This window comes from Mesorhizobium tianshanense, assembly GCF_007830515.1.
GTDB lineage: Bacteria > Pseudomonadota > Alphaproteobacteria > Rhizobiales > Rhizobiaceae > Mesorhizobium > Mesorhizobium tianshanense.
In genome coordinates this window covers 46055-62662 of the sequence record NZ_VLKT01000013.1, presented here as the reverse complement: position 1 = coordinate 62662, position 16608 = coordinate 46055, and the positions used below count along the sequence as shown (strand labels likewise).

At 63.9% G+C, this 16608-nt stretch carries 17 protein-coding genes and 1 pseudogene; 9 read left to right on the top strand and 9 right to left on the bottom strand.

The annotated features are described in order from the left end of the window. Nucleotides 1–25: 25 nt before the first annotated feature. On the bottom strand, nucleotides 26–394 hold the full coding sequence (locus tag IQ26_RS12445) for an RcnB family protein (protein WP_145717323.1): 369 nt from the start codon (nucleotides 392–394) through the stop codon (nucleotides 26–28). A 389-nt stretch (nucleotides 395–783) separates the two neighbouring features. On the opposite strand from IQ26_RS12445, the gene IQ26_RS12440 reads away from it, so the two are divergent. From IQ26_RS12440 to IQ26_RS12430, 3 genes and pseudogenes are all read left to right on the top strand, one after another. After that, complete coding sequence (locus tag IQ26_RS12440; protein ID WP_145717321.1) at nucleotides 784–2448, top strand: Na/Pi cotransporter family protein; 1665 nt, start codon at nucleotides 784–786, stop codon at nucleotides 2446–2448. Between the two features lie 150 nt (nucleotides 2449–2598). Next, nucleotides 2599–2811, top strand: a complete 213-nt coding sequence (locus IQ26_RS12435; protein ID WP_145717319.1) for a DUF2061 domain-containing protein — start codon at nucleotides 2599–2601, stop codon at nucleotides 2809–2811. Nucleotides 2812–2944: 133 nt separating this feature from the next. Continuing rightward, a pseudogene (locus tag IQ26_RS12430) lies at nucleotides 2945–4127 on the top strand (MFS transporter). 12 nt (nucleotides 4128–4139) lie between these two features. On the opposite strand, the gene IQ26_RS12425 reads toward IQ26_RS12430, so the two are convergent. Continuing rightward, nucleotides 4140–4694, bottom strand: coding sequence for a GNAT family N-acetyltransferase (locus IQ26_RS12425; protein ID WP_145717317.1), 555 nt, complete (start codon nucleotides 4692–4694; stop codon nucleotides 4140–4142). A gap of 57 nt (nucleotides 4695–4751) precedes the next feature. Further along, complete coding sequence (locus tag IQ26_RS12420; RefSeq protein WP_145717315.1) at nucleotides 4752–5201, bottom strand: GatB/YqeY domain-containing protein; 450 nt, start codon at nucleotides 5199–5201, stop codon at nucleotides 4752–4754. A 277-nt stretch (nucleotides 5202–5478) separates the two neighbouring features. On the opposite strand from IQ26_RS12420, the gene carA reads away from it, so the two are divergent. Then, a complete protein-coding gene (gene carA / locus IQ26_RS12415) occupies nucleotides 5479–6684 on the top strand; it encodes a glutamine-hydrolyzing carbamoyl-phosphate synthase small subunit (RefSeq protein ID WP_145717313.1) in 1206 nt (401 codons plus the stop codon). Between the two features lie 8 nt (nucleotides 6685–6692). On the opposite strand, the gene IQ26_RS12410 is transcribed toward carA, so the two are convergent. The 4 genes from IQ26_RS12410 to mntR all read right to left on the bottom strand — a co-directional run bounded on the left by IQ26_RS12410 (nucleotide 6693) and on the right by mntR (nucleotide 10173). Then, on the bottom strand, nucleotides 6693–7940 hold the full coding sequence (locus tag IQ26_RS12410; RefSeq protein WP_145717311.1) for a TCR/Tet family MFS transporter: 1248 nt from the start codon (nucleotides 7938–7940) through the stop codon (nucleotides 6693–6695). A gap of 193 nt (nucleotides 7941–8133) precedes the next feature. Continuing rightward, nucleotides 8134–9072 carry a KPN_02809 family neutral zinc metallopeptidase gene (gene ypfJ, locus IQ26_RS12405; RefSeq protein WP_145717309.1) on the bottom strand — a complete coding sequence of 313 codons (939 nt, stop codon included), beginning with the start codon at nucleotides 9070–9072 and terminating at the stop codon, nucleotides 8134–8136. A 362-nt stretch (nucleotides 9073–9434) separates the two neighbouring features. After that, nucleotides 9435–9623: a hypothetical protein gene (locus tag IQ26_RS12400; protein WP_126034291.1), complete on the bottom strand. Its 189-nt coding sequence runs from the start codon at nucleotides 9621–9623 to the stop codon at nucleotides 9435–9437. Between the two features lie 94 nt (nucleotides 9624–9717). Then, nucleotides 9718–10173, bottom strand: coding sequence for a manganese-binding transcriptional regulator MntR (gene mntR / locus IQ26_RS12395; protein ID WP_145717306.1), 456 nt, complete (start codon nucleotides 10171–10173; stop codon nucleotides 9718–9720). 244 nt (nucleotides 10174–10417) lie between these two features. Here mntR and IQ26_RS12390 point away from each other — a divergent pair, with 244 nt between their 5' ends. The 3 genes from IQ26_RS12390 to IQ26_RS12380 all read left to right on the top strand — a co-directional run bounded on the left by IQ26_RS12390 (nucleotide 10418) and on the right by IQ26_RS12380 (nucleotide 13495). Next, nucleotides 10418–11785 carry an Nramp family divalent metal transporter gene (locus IQ26_RS12390; protein ID WP_145717304.1) on the top strand — a complete coding sequence of 456 codons (1368 nt, stop codon included), beginning with the start codon at nucleotides 10418–10420 and terminating at the stop codon, nucleotides 11783–11785. A 108-nt stretch (nucleotides 11786–11893) separates the two neighbouring features. Then, complete coding sequence (locus tag IQ26_RS12385) at nucleotides 11894–12694, top strand: protein-L-isoaspartate O-methyltransferase family protein (RefSeq protein WP_407660311.1); 801 nt, start codon at nucleotides 11894–11896, stop codon at nucleotides 12692–12694. 147 nt (nucleotides 12695–12841) lie between these two features. Beyond that, nucleotides 12842–13495: a dihydrofolate reductase family protein gene (locus IQ26_RS12380; protein ID WP_145717299.1), complete on the top strand. Its 654-nt coding sequence runs from the start codon at nucleotides 12842–12844 to the stop codon at nucleotides 13493–13495. Nucleotides 13496–13560: 65 nt separating this feature from the next. Here the strand turns inward: IQ26_RS12380 and IQ26_RS12375 are convergent, their stop codons facing one another. Next, nucleotides 13561–14430: a LysR family transcriptional regulator gene (locus IQ26_RS12375; RefSeq protein ID WP_145717462.1), complete on the bottom strand. Its 870-nt coding sequence runs from the start codon at nucleotides 14428–14430 to the stop codon at nucleotides 13561–13563. A 97-nt stretch (nucleotides 14431–14527) separates the two neighbouring features. On the opposite strand from IQ26_RS12375, the gene IQ26_RS12370 reads away from it, so the two are divergent. After that, nucleotides 14528–15127: a LysE family translocator gene (locus tag IQ26_RS12370; RefSeq protein ID WP_145717297.1), complete on the top strand. Its 600-nt coding sequence runs from the start codon at nucleotides 14528–14530 to the stop codon at nucleotides 15125–15127. An 11-nt stretch (nucleotides 15128–15138) separates the two neighbouring features. On the opposite strand, the gene IQ26_RS12365 is transcribed toward IQ26_RS12370, so the two are convergent. Next, nucleotides 15139–15933 carry an SDR family NAD(P)-dependent oxidoreductase gene (locus IQ26_RS12365; protein ID WP_145717295.1) on the bottom strand — a complete coding sequence of 265 codons (795 nt, stop codon included), beginning with the start codon at nucleotides 15931–15933 and terminating at the stop codon, nucleotides 15139–15141. A 200-nt stretch (nucleotides 15934–16133) separates the two neighbouring features. Here IQ26_RS12365 and IQ26_RS12360 point away from each other — a divergent pair, with 200 nt between their 5' ends. Beyond that, nucleotides 16134–16592 (top strand): MarR family winged helix-turn-helix transcriptional regulator, encoded by a 459-nt coding sequence (locus IQ26_RS12360; protein ID WP_145717293.1) that lies wholly within the window; start codon nucleotides 16134–16136, stop codon nucleotides 16590–16592. Nucleotides 16593–16608: the final 16 nt, after the last annotated feature.

Genomic DNA, 16608 nt, shown 5'->3' with positions numbered 1-16608 from the left:
GCAATGCCGGTCGACGGTGCGAGGCTCAGTGCGCGGCGATCGCGCCGAAGATGATGCCGGAGACGACGCTGACCAGGAGATAGTCGTTGCCGACGCGGATCCATTCCTGGCCACGGCCCGGACGATGCAGGCCATAGTGGCGGTAGTCGCGGATCGGCCGGTGGCGCTTCCAGCTGGAATATTTCTGGCCGTGCCGCCAGTGGCTCTTCCTGACGACCTTCTTTTTCACCACGACGCGCTTCTTCACATCGACATGCTTGCCGGGCTTTTGCCAATCAACCTGGCTGTAGGTCGACTGTGGCGCGCTCGGCGCATTCAGCGGCGCTGCCTGGCCCTGCAGGGACGTGGCAGCCAGCATCGAGAGGGCGACTGCGGAAAGAACGATGCGTTTCATGACGGGGAACTCCTTGGTTGTCGATGCCCAAGCAATAGAGCTCGAAGAATGAACTGAAACTGAACACGCGGATTACGTTTTTGTAATGATTTCCTATATTTAGATTACCTAATTCAACACTTTCCTCAAACCGGATCCGAAGGTGTCGCCTCCACGTGAACGCTCGACCATCCGCAAGCCGGCCGGCAATGCAACCATTTTGCGATCCATCCATTTCCGACACGCCCTGTCGCGCGCCAACAGCCGCCGGAATTGGGCAAGATTTATTACCCGGCTAAAAGTAATCGGAGTAATATCGACCTTTGCAATGTCCTTGATTCGAGCCCTCTTTTGCCCCTTTGCCGTAACGGTGCCTGCATCGCTGGCATCTATTTGTGTACGAGCCTGATATGAGTGGTTCGGTCGTTTTGCTGCATCTTGCCGGCGCGGTGGCGCTGATGCTGTTTGCCACCCGCCTGGTGAAGACAGGTGTCGAACGTGCCTATGGCGACGTGCTGCGCCACAAGCTGCGCGCCACCATGCGCAATCCTTTCATGGCGGTTCTCGCCGGCTGCGGCCTGGCGATCGCGCTGCAAAGCTCCACCGCTGTCACACTGCTGGTCGGCTCGTTCGCCGGCGCCGGCATCGTCAGCGGCATGTCGGGCCAGCTTGCCGTGCGCGGCGCCGAGATCGGTTCGGCGTTGGTGGTCAAGCTGCTGACCTTCGATCTGTCGCTGCTGGTGCCGATTTGTCTTGTCGCCGGCACCGTCATGTTCATGGCCACCGAGCGGCGCGACTGGCGCCAGTTCGGCCGCATCCTGGTCGGCATCGGCCTGCTGGTATTGTCGCTGGAAATGATCGGCCAGGCGTCGGAGCCGCTGCGCCAGAGCACGCTGATGCCGGTCATCGTCAATTACTTCTCCGGCGACCCGGTCACCGCCTATCTCCTGGCGGCGCTGGTCACCTGGCTGTTCCATTCCTCGATCGCCGCGGTGCTGCTGATGGTGACGCTGGCCGGCCGCGGTTTCATCCCGCCCGAACTCGGCATCGTGCTGGTGCTCGGCGTCAATCTCGGCTCGTCGATCATCGCGCCGCTGCTCACCCGCAACGCGGAGCCAGGCGTGCGTGTCGTGCCGATCGGCAATCTCCTGATGCGCGGCATGGGCTCGCTGGCCATGCTGATCCTGTTTCTTTGGCTCAAGCCGCCGGTTGCCTTTCTCGGCGCCGCCGTGCCCGACCAGATCGTCAACGCGCATATTCTCTTCAACATCCTGATCCTGCTTGCCGGCCTGCCGCTGGCCGGTCTCGTCTACCGCGCTTCGAAGAAGATCGTGGCGCTCGGCACCAAACCGGCGCCGGCCGAGGCGCTCGACGTCGTCGAGCTGTCCGCGCTCAACGACAGCGCCCTCGACGTGCCGAGCCAGGCGCTGGCCAATGCCACCCGCGAGGTGGTGCGGGTCTGCGAGACGGTCGAGATCATGCTGAAACGCATCATCGAGCTCTATGAGAGTGCCGACGCGGACAAGATCAAGGCGCTGGCCGCGCTCGACGACCGCGTCGACAAGAAGCACGCGGCGATAAAGCTCTACCTGGCCAAGGTCACCAGGAACCCGCTGAGCGAGGACGAGGCGCTGCGCTGCCAGGAGCTGATCGGCGCCTGCGTCAAGCTCGAGCAGGTTGGCGACATCATCGTGCGCAACATGCTTGTGCATGTCAGGAAGAAGCTCGAGCGCGGGCTGGAATTCACGCCCGAAGGCTGGCGCGAGCTTTGTGCCTTCCACGCCTCGGTACTCGCCAGCGCACGGCTTGCCTTCAACGTGCTGGTCTCGCGCGACCCGGAGACCGCCCGCCAGCTGGTACTGGAAAAGGACCGGCTGCGCGACCGCGAGAAGGAGACCAGCGCCAGCCATTTCGTGCGACTGCGCGACGGCACCGCCAAGAGCGTCGAGACCAGCTCCATCCATCTCGACACCATCCGCGACTTGAAGCAGATCAACTCGCTGCTCGCCTCGATGGCCTATCCCGTGCTCGAGGAACGCGGCCTACTCACCGGCTCGCGGCTGAAAGCCGGATAGGCCATTGGGCCGGCAAGCCGAAAAATTGCTGCTGGGAACATCGGCTTGGAACCAGCTTCTGCCCTTCGAGCCAAAACGGGAAAATTAATCTTTGCTCCGCCTCCCACCTGTCGGCTATGGATCGGGCTAGGTCCACCGGGAGGATAGTCGATGGATACCCATTCGCGCAGTTTCGCCAAGGCTCTTTCCTGGCGCATCACCGGCACCATCGACACGATAATCATTTCGCTTGTCGTGACAGGCAGCATCAAGCTCGCTGCGGCCATCGGCCTGACCGAGGTCATCACCAAGTCGCTGCTCTATTATCTTCACGAACGGGCGTGGTTGAAAATTCCCTACGGGAGGAGGAGGACGACCATCTAGCCTTGCCGGCATGCCGCCGGAGCCTGGCTGAACCGATCAAGAAAACCTAAAGCGGCGTCGACAATTTCTGGATTGCCCGCGGCTCTCGTTCGTGATTTGAGGCCATCTTATTCAAGGATCGCCTTCCCGCGTCATGCTTCCCCTCATCGCCCTGTTCATCGCCGCATTCGCGTTCGGCACCACCGAGTTCGTCATCGCGGGCGTGCTGCCGCAGGTGGCGGACGACCTTGGCATCTCCATCCCGACTGCCGGCTACCTCGTCTCCGGCTACGCCGGCGGCATCGCGATCGGCGGACCGCTGTTGACGCTCGCCACCAAGACGCTTTCCCGCAAGGCCTTGCTGCTTGGCCTTGGCCTTGCCTTCACTATCGGCCAGGCCGCTTGCGCGCTTGCACCCGACTTCGCCTCCATGTTGCTGTTGCGGATCGCGGTGGCCGTGGCGCACGGCGCCTATTTCGGCGTTGCGATGGTGGTGGCGGTCGGCCTGGTCCGTCAGGACCAGCGTGGAATGGCCGTTGCGCTCATCTTGTCGGGCCTCACGGTCTCCAATGTCATCGGCGTGCCGGCCGGCACGGCGATCGGCACAATATGGGGGTGGCGTGCGACATTCTGGGTGATGTGCGCGCTTGGTGTGGTTTCCATCACCGCCATGGCCGCCCTGCTGCCGCGCAGGACGGGATCGTCGCGCCGGCCCGTCAGCCTCGGCAGCGAGGTTCGCGTGCTCGCACGCCAGCAGGTCTGGACGTCGCTGATCCTCATGCTGATGCTGATGATCGGCCAGTTCGGCCTGTTCACCTACATCACGCCGACGCTGCTCGAAATCACCGACCTCGACGCGGACCTGGTGCCCTGGGTGCTCCTGCTCAACGGTGTCGGCGCGACGATCGGCGTCTTTCTCGGCGGGCGGCTCGCCGACTGGAAGCTGATGCCGTCGCTCATCACCATGCTTTTCATGCAGGCGGTGACGCTTGCGGTCATTTACGCGGTCAGCCCATACCCGGTGCCGATGGTCGTGGCGATCATCGTCTGGGGCGGCCTCAGCTTTGCTATCGGCACGCCGATCCAGACCCGTATCCTGACCTGGACGGCGGATGCATCCAACCTTGCCTCATCGCTCATCCCCTCTGGCTTCAATGTCGGCATCGCGCTGGCCGCCTCGCTCGGCGCTGCCATGCTCAACGCCGGTTATGGCTATCGCAGCCTGCCGGGTGGTTGGCGCCATGGCCATGCTGGTCGCCGTGGCGGTCGCGCTTGCCTCGCATATCCGGGAGTGGCACAGCAGGGCTGCACCGCCACTGCCGGCCGCAGCCGAATAGAGAGCAGACCTACTAGTCGATCCGGTAGCGCAGGCTCTCGGCCCCGCCATAGGCGGCGTCCTCGAAGAAATGCCCGACGAGCCGACCGCCATTGGCCACCACTACCTTCTGCGATGGCAAATTATCCGGTTTGGCGGTGATCTCGACAAAAGCCAGGCCGAGCGCCCTCGCCTCGCCGAGCATCAGCCGCAGCGCCTCGGTCGCATAGCCACGCCGCCGCTTCCATGGCATCACCGCATAGCCGAGATGGCCGAGCACATGCGGCGGCAGCTCGGCGGTGCCGCGCTGCCAGCGAAAGCCGATCGAGCCGGCGGCTTCACCGTCCCAGATCCAGCGCCGGAATCCCGGCAGGCGCGGCACTTTCGTCCCATCGGGCAAGGTGACCGGACCACCCTTGGCCTCGGGGTCGTCGAGACCGGCGAGGAAGGCCGCTGGGTCCCTTTCGATTGCCGCAAGCTGCTCGCGCGTCGCCTCGATCAGCCGCACATTGTCCGGCGACCAGCCGCGCTCAAGCGCGGCCTTGTAGGACGGTAGATGTTCAGGCCCGGGTCTGACGATTTCGACCATGACGTGCGACCGATCCGCTGCCCACCTTCAAAGACGGGGCTGCAGCTAGGAAAATCCCTACTGCAGCAGTCCCTTGACGATGCCGCTCGCCTTGGAGAAATCCATCTGGCCGGCGTATTTCTCCTTGAGCGCGGCCATCACCTTGCCCATGTCCTTGACGCCGCTGGCGCCTGTCTCGGCGATGGCGGCGCGGATCGCGGTTTCGGTCTCGGCCTGGCCCAGCTGCGTCGGCAGGAAATCGCGGATGATGGCCATCTCGTCGCGCTCCTGCGCGGCAAGCTCCGGCCGCTTGCCGTCGTCGAACGCCCTGGCCGACTCCTCGCGCTGCTTCACCATCTTGGCCAGGATCTGCAGGATCTCGTCGTCGCTGGCCGGCTCCTTGCCGGCGCCGCGATTGGCGATGTCGCGGTCGTGAATGGCCGCCTGGATCAGCCGCAATGTCGGCAGCCGGCGCTTGTCCTGCGCCTTCATCGCGCTCTTCAGGGAATCAGCGATTTCGCCGCGCATGATGCTTTCTCCTTCGATCCGGCGCGGACAATAGCCTTGCCCAAAGCCCAAGGCAAATCCGATACTGACCGGCAAATGCCTGATATCGTTCAATGAAATAAATCCATGCCGTACGACATGGCCTCATTGACCGCTCTGGCGCCTTATTCTATGTACTGGGCCTTGCATGAGCTGAATTTTTGTTGCGCGCGCTGGCTGCGAATCGCCGCTGCGCGCGGTTTGCTGCGCAGAGTGTTCGCCGGACCGGTTGAAGGTGCAGCCTATTAGGAGTGCCGCCATGGCAACGATGACCGCCCCCTGGGCTACCGAGAAGCCGACCGCCTTGCTGGTGCTGGCCGACGGCACCGTCATCGAGGGCCGCGGCCTTGGCGCCACCGGCTCCGCTGCCGCCGAGGTTTGCTTCAACACCGCGCTGACCGGCTATCAGGAAATCCTCACCGACCCCTCCTATGCCGGCCAGATCGTCACCTTCACCTTCCCGCATATCGGCAATATCGGCACCAATGACGAGGACATCGAGGATCTCAATCCGGTCGCCCGCGCCGGCGCTGTCGGCGCGGTATTCAAGGCCGACGTCACCAATCCGTCCAGCTATCGCGCCACAACTGGTCTCGACCAATGGCTGAAGAAACGCGGCATCGTAGCGCTTTCGGGCATCGACACGCGCGCGCTGACCGCGCGGATCCGTGAAAAGGGCATGCCCAACGCCGTCATTGCGCATGCGCCCGACGGCATCTTCGACATCGACGATCTGAAGCGTCGCGCCGCTGCCTGGTCCGGGCTGATCGGGCTTGATTTGGCCAAGGAGGTCACGTCCGGCCAGTCCTCGGTCTGGCGCGAGACACCCTGGGTCTGGGATGAGGGTTTTGGCGAACAGATCGATCCGTCCATGCACGTCGTCGCCATCGACTACGGCGTCAAGCGCAACATACTGCGCCTACTTGCCGGTCTTGGCGCCAAGGTCACCGTGGTGCCGGCCAGCACCGGCGCCGAGGAGATCCTCGCCATGCGGCCCGACGGCATCTTTCTCTCCAACGGCCCCGGCGATCCGGAAGCCACCGGCGACTATGCCGTTCCGGTTATCCAGGACCTGCTGAAGACCGACATCCCGGTCTTCGGCATCTGCCTAGGCCATCAGATGCTGGCGCTGGCGCTGGGCGGCAAGACCGCCAAAATGCATCAAGGCCATCACGGCGCCAACCATCCGGTCAAGGATCACACCACCGGCAAGGTCGAGATCGTCTCGATGAACCATGGTTTTGCCGTCGATGCCGACTCGTTGCCGAGCGGCGTCGAGGAAACCCATGTCTCGCTGTTCGACGGCTCGAATTGCGGCATTGCGCTGACCGGAAGGCCGGTGTTCTCGGTTCAGCATCATCCGGAAGCCTCGCCCGGCCCGCAGGATTCGCACTATCTGTTCCGCCGCTTCGTCAATCTCATCCGCGAAAAGCGCGGCGAACCGGCGCTGGCGGAGCGCGCCTGATTCAGGGTTCAAGCCGTCGCCGTCGTGACCTCCTTCACCGCGACCGGTCGTTCGACCCTGAGCACGAATGCGATCAGCGACAGAGCGAGAAAAATACCGCCGAGCACAAAGGGCGCGCCGCCGAACACCACAGGGGCGCCCGGACCGGTGAACCATGCAAAAATTCCGGTATAGAGCAGCGGCGTGATGATGCTGGTGATCGAAAACACGCTCGTCATCGCGCCTTGCAATTCGCCTTGCGCGGAGGGCGGCACTTTGGCCGCCGCCAGGCTCCGCAGCGGCGGGTCGGCCAGCGCCTCGAGGCAGGTCGCCACGATCACCGCATAGATCGTCCAGCCCTTCCATGCCGCGGCATAGCCGAAGGCGGCGAGCGCGGTAAAAGCCAAGCCGATGGCGGCGGTCCGCCATTCGCCGAGCCGTGGGATGACACGCGGCAGGACAAAACCCATCACCAGTGCTCCCCCAAGACCGAAGACGCCGAGCGAGAAGCCAATCTGCTGTTCACTCCAGCCGTAGCGGTAGCTGCCGACGAACGACCACACGGCAGGGTACATCATGTGGCCGAGCGTCATCAGGAAGAACACCAGCCCGATCCAGCCGATCCCCTTGTAGTTGCGCATCTGCTTCAAGGCGCCGAGAGGATTGGCGCGACGCCACTCGAATCGCCGCCGGTGGTGCCGCTCCAGCGTTTCCGGCAGGAAGAACCAGCCGACGGTGAAGTTGATGAGAGCAAGCACCGCCGCGCCCCAGAACGGCACGCGCGGCCCGAATTCGCCGAGCAGCCCGCCCAGCACCGGGCCGATGATGAACCCGACACCGAAGGCGATGCCGAGCAGGCCGAAATTCTTCGCCCGGTTCTCGTCGGTGCTGACGTCGGCGATGAAGGCGGACGCGGTCGAGTAGCTGGCGCCGCTGATGCCGGCCAGCACCCGGCCGATGAACAGGATCGAATAGGACCACGCCACCGCGCAGATCAGATTGTCGATGGCGAAGGTCAGCACCGAGGCCAGCAGGATCGGGCGGCGCCCGAAGCGGTCGCTGAGGTTGCCGACCAGCGGCGCGAACAGGAACTGCATGGCAGCGTAGACAAAGAACAGCCAGCCGCCCTCGATCGCCGCTTCGCTGACGCCGACGCCGGTCAATTCCTGCAGATAGGCCGGCAGCACCGGCATGATGATGCCGATGCCGGTGATGTCGAGCAGCAGCGTGGTGAAAACAAGCGCAAGGCCCCGCCTGGCGGTTTTGGCTTCGATCATGACGGTATCGACTCCTGGAGCCGCCTCGGAGCTAAGGCGGAACGGCTCGTTATAGGCGAGTCAGCCGCACAGAACAATAAGGGAACACGCCAGGAATTTTCATCCTGACATCAACTGTCGACATGAATGCGGCCATATCCTATATCGCCGCCCGCGCTTCAGCGGTCATTTCAACGGGAAACGAAAGTCCACCTCAGATGGGGGTGTTGAACGTATCGCAATCCGAAAGCTTGCCGCTCGTGTAGCCGCGCGCCAGCCAGGTCTGCCGCTGCTGCGAGGTGCCGTGGTTGAAGCTTTCCGGCACGACGTAACCCTGCATCTTCTTCTGCATCGTGTCGTCGCCGATCTGCTGGGCGGCGTTCAGCGCCTCTTCCATGTCGCCCTGTTCCAGGATGCCTTTCTGCCCGGTGAAATGCGCCCAGACGCCGGCGAAGCAGTCGGCCTGCAGTTCGACCTGGACCGACATGTGATTGGCGTCGGCCTCGCCCATCTGCTGGCGCATCTGGTTGAACTTGGGCAGGATACCGGTGAGGTTCTGCACATGATGGCCGACCTCATGCGCGATCACATAGGCTTGGGCGAAATCGCCCGAGGCGCCGAATTGCTGGTCGAGTTGCTGGAAGAAGGTGGTGTCGAGATAGACCTTGCGGTCGCCGGGACAGTAGAAAGGTCCGGCCGCGGACGAGGCGGAGCCGCAGGCCGAGCGGATCTGCCCGCTGAACAGGACCAGCTTCGGATCCTCATAGGTCAGGCCCTCGGCCTGGAAAATGCCGGTCCAGGTGTCCTCCGTCTCGGCCAGAACAGTCGAGACGAACTGCTTCATCTCGTCGGAGGCCGGTGCACCGGTGCCGCCGCCCTGCCCGCCGCTACTGTCGGTGATCTGGCCGCCGCCGCCCGGCACCAGGCCGCCATCGCCGCCGGCCAGGATCTGCAACGGGTCGATGCCGAAGGCCTTCAGCCCGAAATAGAGGACCACGAGAATGACGATGGTCGACAGCGACATTCCGCCGCCGGAGCGGCCGCCGACCGGGATGCGGAACTGGCCGGGCCGGCCGCCCGGCAGGTTGAACCCGCCGCCCTGGCCGCGTTCGTCCTCGACATTGTCACTCTGACGACGACCCTTCCAGAGCATGGCAACTCCCCGCAATGCACGTATCGGTAACCTGCCAATCCCATGGCCGGTCCGACCCAACAAATAATTATCTCAATGGTTGCGCCAAGTCACAGTTTTTTTCGCATTAAGGGAGGCTCCGCCGCGTTGCAGCCGCCATGGCACGCTGGGCAGAGGGAAGGTCGATCGCAACATCGTGGTTCTCGGCGTCAATCGAGCGTAACCGTGAAGCGCGACCATACTCCAACGTCCAGGCCGCACCGTCGCCATGCTCCCTCTGCCGCTCGCCGACTTCAAGACAACGAGTCGTACTATCGCCCAGATGGTGCCGGGCGCCACGCTGATCGCGGACACTCTGTCTGTGCTCCTCTTGGCGGCTACGCTCAGATCTTCTGCTTGGCGCCGGCGCTCTTGCCGTCCGAACTCTTCGAGCGCTCGTCAAAGCGGGCTGCGCCCTTTTTGAGCGGGCGGCCGGTATCCGCTTCCGTCTTGCGCTCGTCCTTCGCCGCGGCTTGCTTCAATCCCTTGGCTGCTTGCTTGCCCTTCGCTGTCGGTGCCTGTTCAACGCCCATGATATCCTCCTCGGCCTCGCGCCAATTGCGTGGCAGGTTCTCAACGCAGCAGCAATGCGGCGGTTCCGGCAGGACTGTCGCAATGGCGGTAGATTTAGCGTGACGCCGTCATCGCCTTGCGAAACGCTGCAAGCGTCTCGGCGCTGACATGGTGCTCGATGCCCTCGGCGTCGATACGCGCCGTCTCGGCGCTGACGCCGAGCGAGCGCAGGAAGGCTTCCACAGTCTGATGGCGAATGCGGCTCTCTTCCGCGACCTTGCGGCCGGCATCGGTCAGGAACACGCCACGGTAGGGTTTCCTGGAAACGAGCCCGTCCGCGCACAGCCGCGTCAGCATCTTGGCCACGGTCGGCTGGGCGACGCCGAGGCGCGCCGCGATGTCGACCTGGCGCGCCTCGTTGCCGTCCTCGATCAGGTCGGCGATGAGCTCGACATAGTCCTCGACCAGCGCACTGCGGCGCGCTTCGCGCGTCTGCCTGAACCCCTCAGAGTGAATTTCAGCATCAAGCAGCGGCTTTTCGCGTGGGACCGGTCTGTTCTTCAGCGCCAATACGCGCTCCTCCTCTCTTTCGACGGATGGGCCGGCAATTGTACATTCATAGCACGGGCTTCCATTCTTCTGGCCGTTTATTTGCATTCGACGGCAGGCGCAACCGGCGTTTCCGTTCCCCCCCGCGTCTCGCCAGCAGGGTGTCACTCAAAAGCAGAAACAATGAAATATAGCATGTTGTATAATGTTCAGCCCTGCCATAGATAGAGTGGCAGCAGAGACCGATCCAGCGGAAATCCCCCCAATGTCAGAAGCCGAAGCCGCAACAGCATCCCGAACCATGTGGCGTTTTGCTCGGCCGGAAGACGACGAGCAGCCAAGCCTGCGCGAGGTCAACGCCTCGATAGCGGTGCCGCAGTCGGGGATATGGTTTCGCCGGCTGTTCGCCTTCATGGGGCCGGGCTACATGGTCTCGGTCGGCTATATGGATCCCGGCAACTGGGCGACCGATCTCGCCGGCGGCGCCCAGTTCGGCTATACCCTGCTTTTCATCATCATGCTGTCGAACCTGATGGCGATCCTGCTGCAGGCGCTCGCCGCCAGGCTCGGCATCGCCACCGGCCGCGACCTCGCCCAAGCCTGCCGTGCCTATTATCCGCGGCCGGTCAATTTCATGCTGTGGATCGCTTGCGAGTTGGCCATTATCGCCTGCGATCTGGCCGAGGTCATCGGTACGGCGATTGCCCTGCAACTGCTGTTCGGCATCCCGCTGGTCGGCGGCGCCGTCATCACGGCCCTCGATGCCTTTCTGCTGCTTCTTTTGATGAACAAGGGTTTCCGTTTCCTCGAAGCCTTCATCATCGCGCTTTTGATCATTATCTTCGGCTGCTTCGCCATCCAGATCTTTGCCGCCGCCCCGCCGGTCGGCTCGATCCTGCATTCCATGTTCGTGCCGTCGTCGGAGATCGTCACCAACCCGGCGATGCTCTACATCGCCATCGGCATCATCGGCGCCACCGTGATGCCGCACAATCTCTATCTGCACTCCTCGATCGTGCAGACCCGCGCCTATGAACGCACCGACAAAGGCAAGCGCGACGCCATCAAATGGGCAACCACCGACTCGACCATCGCCTTGATACTGGCGCTGTTCGTCAATGCCTCCATCCTGATCGTCTCGGCGGTGGCCTTTCACGGCACCGGCCATCAGGACGTCGCCGAGATCGGCCAGGCCTTCGAGCTTCTGTCGCCACTGCTCGGCCTCGGCATCGCTTCGATCCTGTTTGCGGTGGCGCTGCTTGCCTCCGGCCTGAACTCGACGGTGACGGCGACGCTTGCCGGGCAGATCGTGATGGAGGGCTTTCTTCGCCTGCGCATCCCGCAATGGGCGCGCCGCCTGCTGACGCGCGGCATCGCCATCGTCCCGGTGGTGGTCGTCACCGCGCTTTATGGCGAGAAGGGCACCGGCCAGCTCCTCGTCTTCAGCCAGGTGATCCTGTCGATGCAACTCCCCTTCGCGGTGGTGCCGCTGGTGCAGTTCGTCTCCGACAAGCGCAAGATGGGCAATCTGGCCATTCCCAAGGGCGTCGCCGTGCTGGCCTGGGCGGTCGCCGCTCTCATCCTGGTGCTCAACTTCAAGCTGCTCTACGACACCGTCGCCGGCTACGGCTGAGGGGTTTTCTCGGCCGTGCATTGAAGGCAAGACAACTCGGCCAATTGCGCTATCTTCTCACGCGTCATGACCGGAACTGCCGAAGCCCGACAATTCTACGCGCGACTGATGGCTGCCAATGCGGGTTCGGCCGATCCGCGCCTCGAAGCGGTGTTCGCCGCGGTGCCGCGCGAAGCCTTTCTTGGTCCCGGACCGTGGACCGTGGTCGCCAACGGCGGCAAGGTCGAGACGCCGAGCGCCGACCCGGTGCACATTTATCAGAACGTGCTGGTGTCACTCGACGCCGACAAGGGCATCAACAATGGCGAGCCGTTCCTGCACGCCATGTGGATCGGCAAGGTGGCGCCAAAGCTCGGCGAGGCCGTCACCCATGTCGGCGCCGGCACCGGCTACTACACTGCCCTGCTGGCACAACTGGTTTCGCCGGGCGGCGCGGTCACCGCCTTCGAGCTGGAATCCAGTCTCGCCGACCGCGCGAGAGAGAATCTCGAAGCCTATCGCAATGTGACCGTCATCCATGGCGACGCGGTCGTCGGCGGCCTGCCACCGTCCGACATCATCTATGTCAATGCCGGCGTCGCGGCACCCCCGGCCGAATGGCTGAAGGCGCTGAAGCCCGGCGGCCGCATGATCTTTCCGTGGCGTCCGGCCGAGCGCGTCGGCCTGGCGGTGATGGCGACCCGCACGGATAAGGGTTTTGACTGCGAGCCGTTCATGCGGTCATGGTTCATCCCCTGCATCGGCGCCTCGCTGGCAAGCTCCGCGGCGAAAATCCCAGATCGCGAGAAGGCCGCGCGCAGCCGCTCGATCTGGCTGACCGCCGACAAGGCACCGGACCGCACCGCCACCGCGATCATCGGCAACGTCTGGTTCTCATCGCAAAGCATTGGCAGCAGGCGATCGCCATGAAGTCACCGAGGCGAGGCATTCCGTGCTTGCCGCTCGCCGCCGGCCGGAGCGGGAATTTTTCCCGGTCCCTGTCGGGTAAGCGTCCGCTCGCGCGTCCTTCGGCTGAAATCCGCCCCCGACGGTGCGGATGATGAAAGGGAGGATCCCATGAGGAAGATCATCACTGCGACATTCGTCAGCCTCGACGGCGTCATGCAGGCGCCTGGCGGGCCGGACGAAGACCCGGTCGGCGGCTTCGAATTCGGCGGCTGGACGTTCCATTACTGGGACGACGTCATGGGGGCCTTTATTGGCGGGGCGTTCTCGAAACCCTTCGCGCTGCTCCTCGGCCGCAAGACCTACGACATCTTCGCCGCCCATTGGCCGTACCAGGAGAGCGGTCCGATCGCCGACAGCTTCAATGCCGCCACCAAATATGTGACAACGCACCGGCCCGATACGCTGTCCTGGCAAAACAGCCAGTCGCTCGGCGACGACGTCGTGGCCGCGCTGCGCCTGCTCAAGCAGGAGGACGGCCCGGACCTGCTCATCCAGGGATCGAGCGAACTGATCCAGATCTTGCTCGCCAACGACCTGATCGACGAGATCAGCCTGCTGATCTTCCCGCTGGTGCTGGGCAAGGGCAAGCGGCTGTTCGGCAGCGGCGCAATGCCGGCGGCTTTCAAGCTGAACCGATCGCAGGCATCGACCACCGGCGTCATCATGGCGACCTATGAGCGCGCCGGTGAGATCAAGACTGGTTCCTTCGCCCAGGAACAGCCGTCCGAAGCCGAGATCGAGAGGCGCCGGAACTGGAAGTAGGCGACCGCGCCACTGTGTTAACAGGGGATGGCCGGGCACCGGCCGTCCCTTTGCTGTTTTGCCGATCACGCCGCCTGTTGCCGCCGCGCCAACCCGTCGCGGATGCACGCGGCAAATTCCTGCGCCGCCGGCCCGATACCATGCTTCGGCAGGTGCAAATTGATCGAGAAATTCGGCAAGGCCGGCAGCTCCGGAGCGGCGGACAGAATATCGAGGTCGGCAGGCACGGTGGAGGCCAGCCAGGTGGTGACGGCCAGGTCTGAACGCACAGTCGCCGTCGTCGCGTCGAGGTTGCCGTTCTCGAACACGGTCCGCCATTCCAGCCTATGCTCGTTGAGCGCCGCCAGCACCGCTGGGCGGAAGGCGCAGGTGTCGGCCACCATCGAAACCGGCAAAGGCCGCTTGCGGCGGGCTATGCCGCCTTTGGCGCCGACCCAGACCAGCCGGTCAATGGCAAGACACTCGCCGGCGGACGGACCGACTGGTTCCTCGATCACGGCAAGGTCTATCGTGCCAGCCGCCAAGGCCGCCGCAAGCTCCGGTGACGAGGCGCAGACCAGCGAAATCTCGACCTGCGGATAGGTCTCGGCATAGGTCTTCAACACAGGCGCAAGCATGGTGCCGACAAGATCGTATGGCACGCCAAGCCGCACCTCACCCGCGACCGCGCTGGTCGCCATATCGGCCCAGATCTCGTCATTGAGGCTGAGCAGGCGCTTGCCCTTGCCGAACAACCGCTCACCGGAACGGGTCAGCCTCAGCCCACGCCGGTCTCGCTCGAACAGGCTGCAGCCAAAAACCTCCTCCAGCCGCTTGATCTGCTGGCTGACGGCGCCTTGCGTCAAATGCAGCGCGTTCGCCGCCGCCGTCATGCTGGCCTTGTCGGCGACGGTGACGAAAGTCCGGATCAGGGCCGTGTCGAGATTGCGGATCATGAGTTGCATAATATTCTCTAATGCCAACCATGGCAAACATTGCATTTACTGATGCACAACAATGCCTAACATGCTGGTTCCCAACAGAGGAAACTGCATGTTTGAGGCGATCCTCCCGCTCGTCCTGTTCGCGCTGGTCTCGACCTCCACGCCCGGCATGGCCACGACCTTGTCGACGGCGTCCGGGGCACAGTTCGGCTTTCGCCGCTCCGTTCCGCTGATGGCCGGCAGCGCCACCGGCCTGGCCACGGTGGCAGCGGCCGGTGCGGCCGGGCTCGCCGGCTTGCTGGCGGCGGCCCCGTCCTTGCAACTGGCGATGAAGATCGCCGGATCGCTCTATCTGATCTGGCTCGCCCTCAAGATCGGCCGCAGCGGTCCACCCAATCTGGACGTGGCCATGGCCAAACCGAACAGCTTTTTCGGCGGCGCCGGCCTGCAATGGATGAACCCCAAGGGTTGGGCCATGGGGTTGGGAGCGGCGGCATCGTTCGCAGCACTTGCCGACGGACCGCTGCAACTCGCGCTTTTGCTCGGCGCAGTCTTCGGCCTGGCAGCCGCGCTGTCGCTGTCGGCGTGGTGCGTGGCAGGCACGCTGCTCGCCCGGTTGCTTAGAACCGAGCGGCAGTGGCGCGTGCTCAACGCCGTGCTTGGCCTGCTGCTCGCCGCCTCGATCATTCCGATGTGGCAGCCAGCATAGATGCCCGACGTTCAGGCGGCGTAGCGTGCCGCCGGCTTGCCCGCCAGAAGGCTGCCGAAAAACCCCTGCCGGGCGCCGAGAAAGGCGTCCAGTCCGGTCGCGTCGGCAAGGCCTGGCGCGGTGACGGGCTCGCCCCTGGCCAAACCGACAAGCGCTGCATCGACCAGATCGTCGGCGCTCATCACGATCTCTTGCGGCACATTCGCAAGATCGCTGCCGGCAACGTCCCAGAATTCGGTGCGCGTGGCCCCCGGCAGTACCACCTGCGCCTTCACTCCGGTGCCGGCGACTTCCCGCTGCAAGGCCTCGGTGAAGTTGACGACATAGGCCTTGGTGCCGCTGTAGATGCCGCCGAACGAAGTGTCGAAGGCGAGCACCGAGGCGATGTTGACGATGGCGCCGCGCTTGCGCGACAGCAGCCCCGGCAGCACCGCGCGCGTCAGCCGCGTCAAGGCGACGATATTGACCTTGATCATGCGCTCGGCGAGGTCGGCATCGGCTGTCGCCACCACTTGCGCCCCGCCGAGGCCGGCATTGTTGACCAGCAGCGTGACGCTCTCGTCGGCCGATATCGCCTGCTCGACGCGGCGGACATCGTTGTCGTCGGCAAGGTCAGCACTGATGACGCTGACCTTGCTTCTATAGGCATAGCGCAACTTCTCCGCCAGTTCCTCGAGCCGGTCGGCGCGGCGCGCCACCAGCACCAGATCATAGCCCTGCCCCGCCAGCCGATCCGCATAGACCGCGCCGATGCCAGACGAGGCGCCGGTGACCACCGCCGTGCCTTTGTTGTTCTGATTGCTCATTGTCCTGATCCTTCTGTTTCAACCTTGGCTGCCAGTATGGCGGGCGAACGCCCTGGCCTTTCCTCAGCCATCGGATTCCATTTAGTGGCATATGCCACTTTATGAGAAATAGGCATATGCCACTATCTTGTCAATCAGTCGGCCAAGGATTATTTCTGGCGGAACCGGCCGAACGCCGTTCGCCTCCCCAAGGAATCGCCATGACCCAAGCCACCCTGCCCGGCCTGACCCTTTGCAACAACGCCATGCTGCGCCGGGCGACGCGCAAGCTCGGCCAGTTCTATGACGATGTGCTGGCTCCGTCCGGCCTGAAGGCCACGCAGCAGGGCCTGCTCTACCAGATCCATATCGGCGACGAGCCGACCATGGGCGCCATTGCCGGGGCCCTTGTCATGGACCTGTCGGCGCTCGGCCACACGCTGAAACCGCTGATCCGCGACGGTTATGTCGAGACCTTCGCCGATCCGGGCGACCGCCGCATCAAGCGTGTGCGGCTGACGCCGCAGGGCCTGATCAAGCTCGATGAAGCCATGAAGCTGTGGCGCGTCGCCCAGCAGCGTTTCGAGGACATGGTCGGCAAGGAGCAGGCGGCAAAGCTGCGCGCGGCGCTGGATGACCTCGCCGCGCTGGATTTTGACCTGCCGCCAGCAGCGACCTGAGATCTCAGGCGGCCGG

Coding starts and splice junctions, on each gene's coding strand:
- IQ26_RS12445 (WP_145717323.1), bottom strand. CDS start 394: ATGAAACGCATCGTTCTTTCCGCAGTCGCCCTCTCGATGCTGGCTGCC.
- IQ26_RS12440 (WP_145717321.1), top strand. CDS start 784: ATGAGTGGTTCGGTCGTTTTGCTGCATCTTGCCGGCGCGGTGGCGCTG.
- IQ26_RS12435 (WP_145717319.1), top strand. CDS start 2,599: ATGGATACCCATTCGCGCAGTTTCGCCAAGGCTCTTTCCTGGCGCATC.
- IQ26_RS12425 (WP_145717317.1), bottom strand. CDS start 4,694: ATGGTCGAAATCGTCAGACCCGGGCCTGAACATCTACCGTCCTACAAG.
- IQ26_RS12420 (WP_145717315.1), bottom strand. CDS start 5,201: ATGCGCGGCGAAATCGCTGATTCCCTGAAGAGCGCGATGAAGGCGCAG.
- carA (WP_145717313.1), top strand. CDS start 5,479: ATGGCAACGATGACCGCCCCCTGGGCTACCGAGAAGCCGACCGCCTTG.
- IQ26_RS12410 (WP_145717311.1), bottom strand. CDS start 7,940: ATGATCGAAGCCAAAACCGCCAGGCGGGGCCTTGCGCTTGTTTTCACC.
- ypfJ (WP_145717309.1), bottom strand. CDS start 9,072: ATGCTCTGGAAGGGTCGTCGTCAGAGTGACAATGTCGAGGACGAACGC.
- IQ26_RS12400 (WP_126034291.1), bottom strand. CDS start 9,623: ATGGGCGTTGAACAGGCACCGACAGCGAAGGGCAAGCAAGCAGCCAAG.
- IQ26_RS12390 (WP_145717304.1), top strand. CDS start 10,418: ATGTCAGAAGCCGAAGCCGCAACAGCATCCCGAACCATGTGGCGTTTT.
- IQ26_RS12385 (WP_407660311.1), top strand. CDS start 11,894: ATGGCTGCCAATGCGGGTTCGGCCGATCCGCGCCTCGAAGCGGTGTTC.
- IQ26_RS12380 (WP_145717299.1), top strand. CDS start 12,842: ATGAGGAAGATCATCACTGCGACATTCGTCAGCCTCGACGGCGTCATG.
- IQ26_RS12375 (WP_145717462.1), bottom strand. CDS start 14,430: ATGATCCGCAATCTCGACACGGCCCTGATCCGGACTTTCGTCACCGTC.
- IQ26_RS12370 (WP_145717297.1), top strand. CDS start 14,528: ATGTTTGAGGCGATCCTCCCGCTCGTCCTGTTCGCGCTGGTCTCGACC.
- IQ26_RS12365 (WP_145717295.1), bottom strand. CDS start 15,933: ATGAGCAATCAGAACAACAAAGGCACGGCGGTGGTCACCGGCGCCTCG.
- IQ26_RS12360 (WP_145717293.1), top strand. CDS start 16,134: ATGACCCAAGCCACCCTGCCCGGCCTGACCCTTTGCAACAACGCCATG.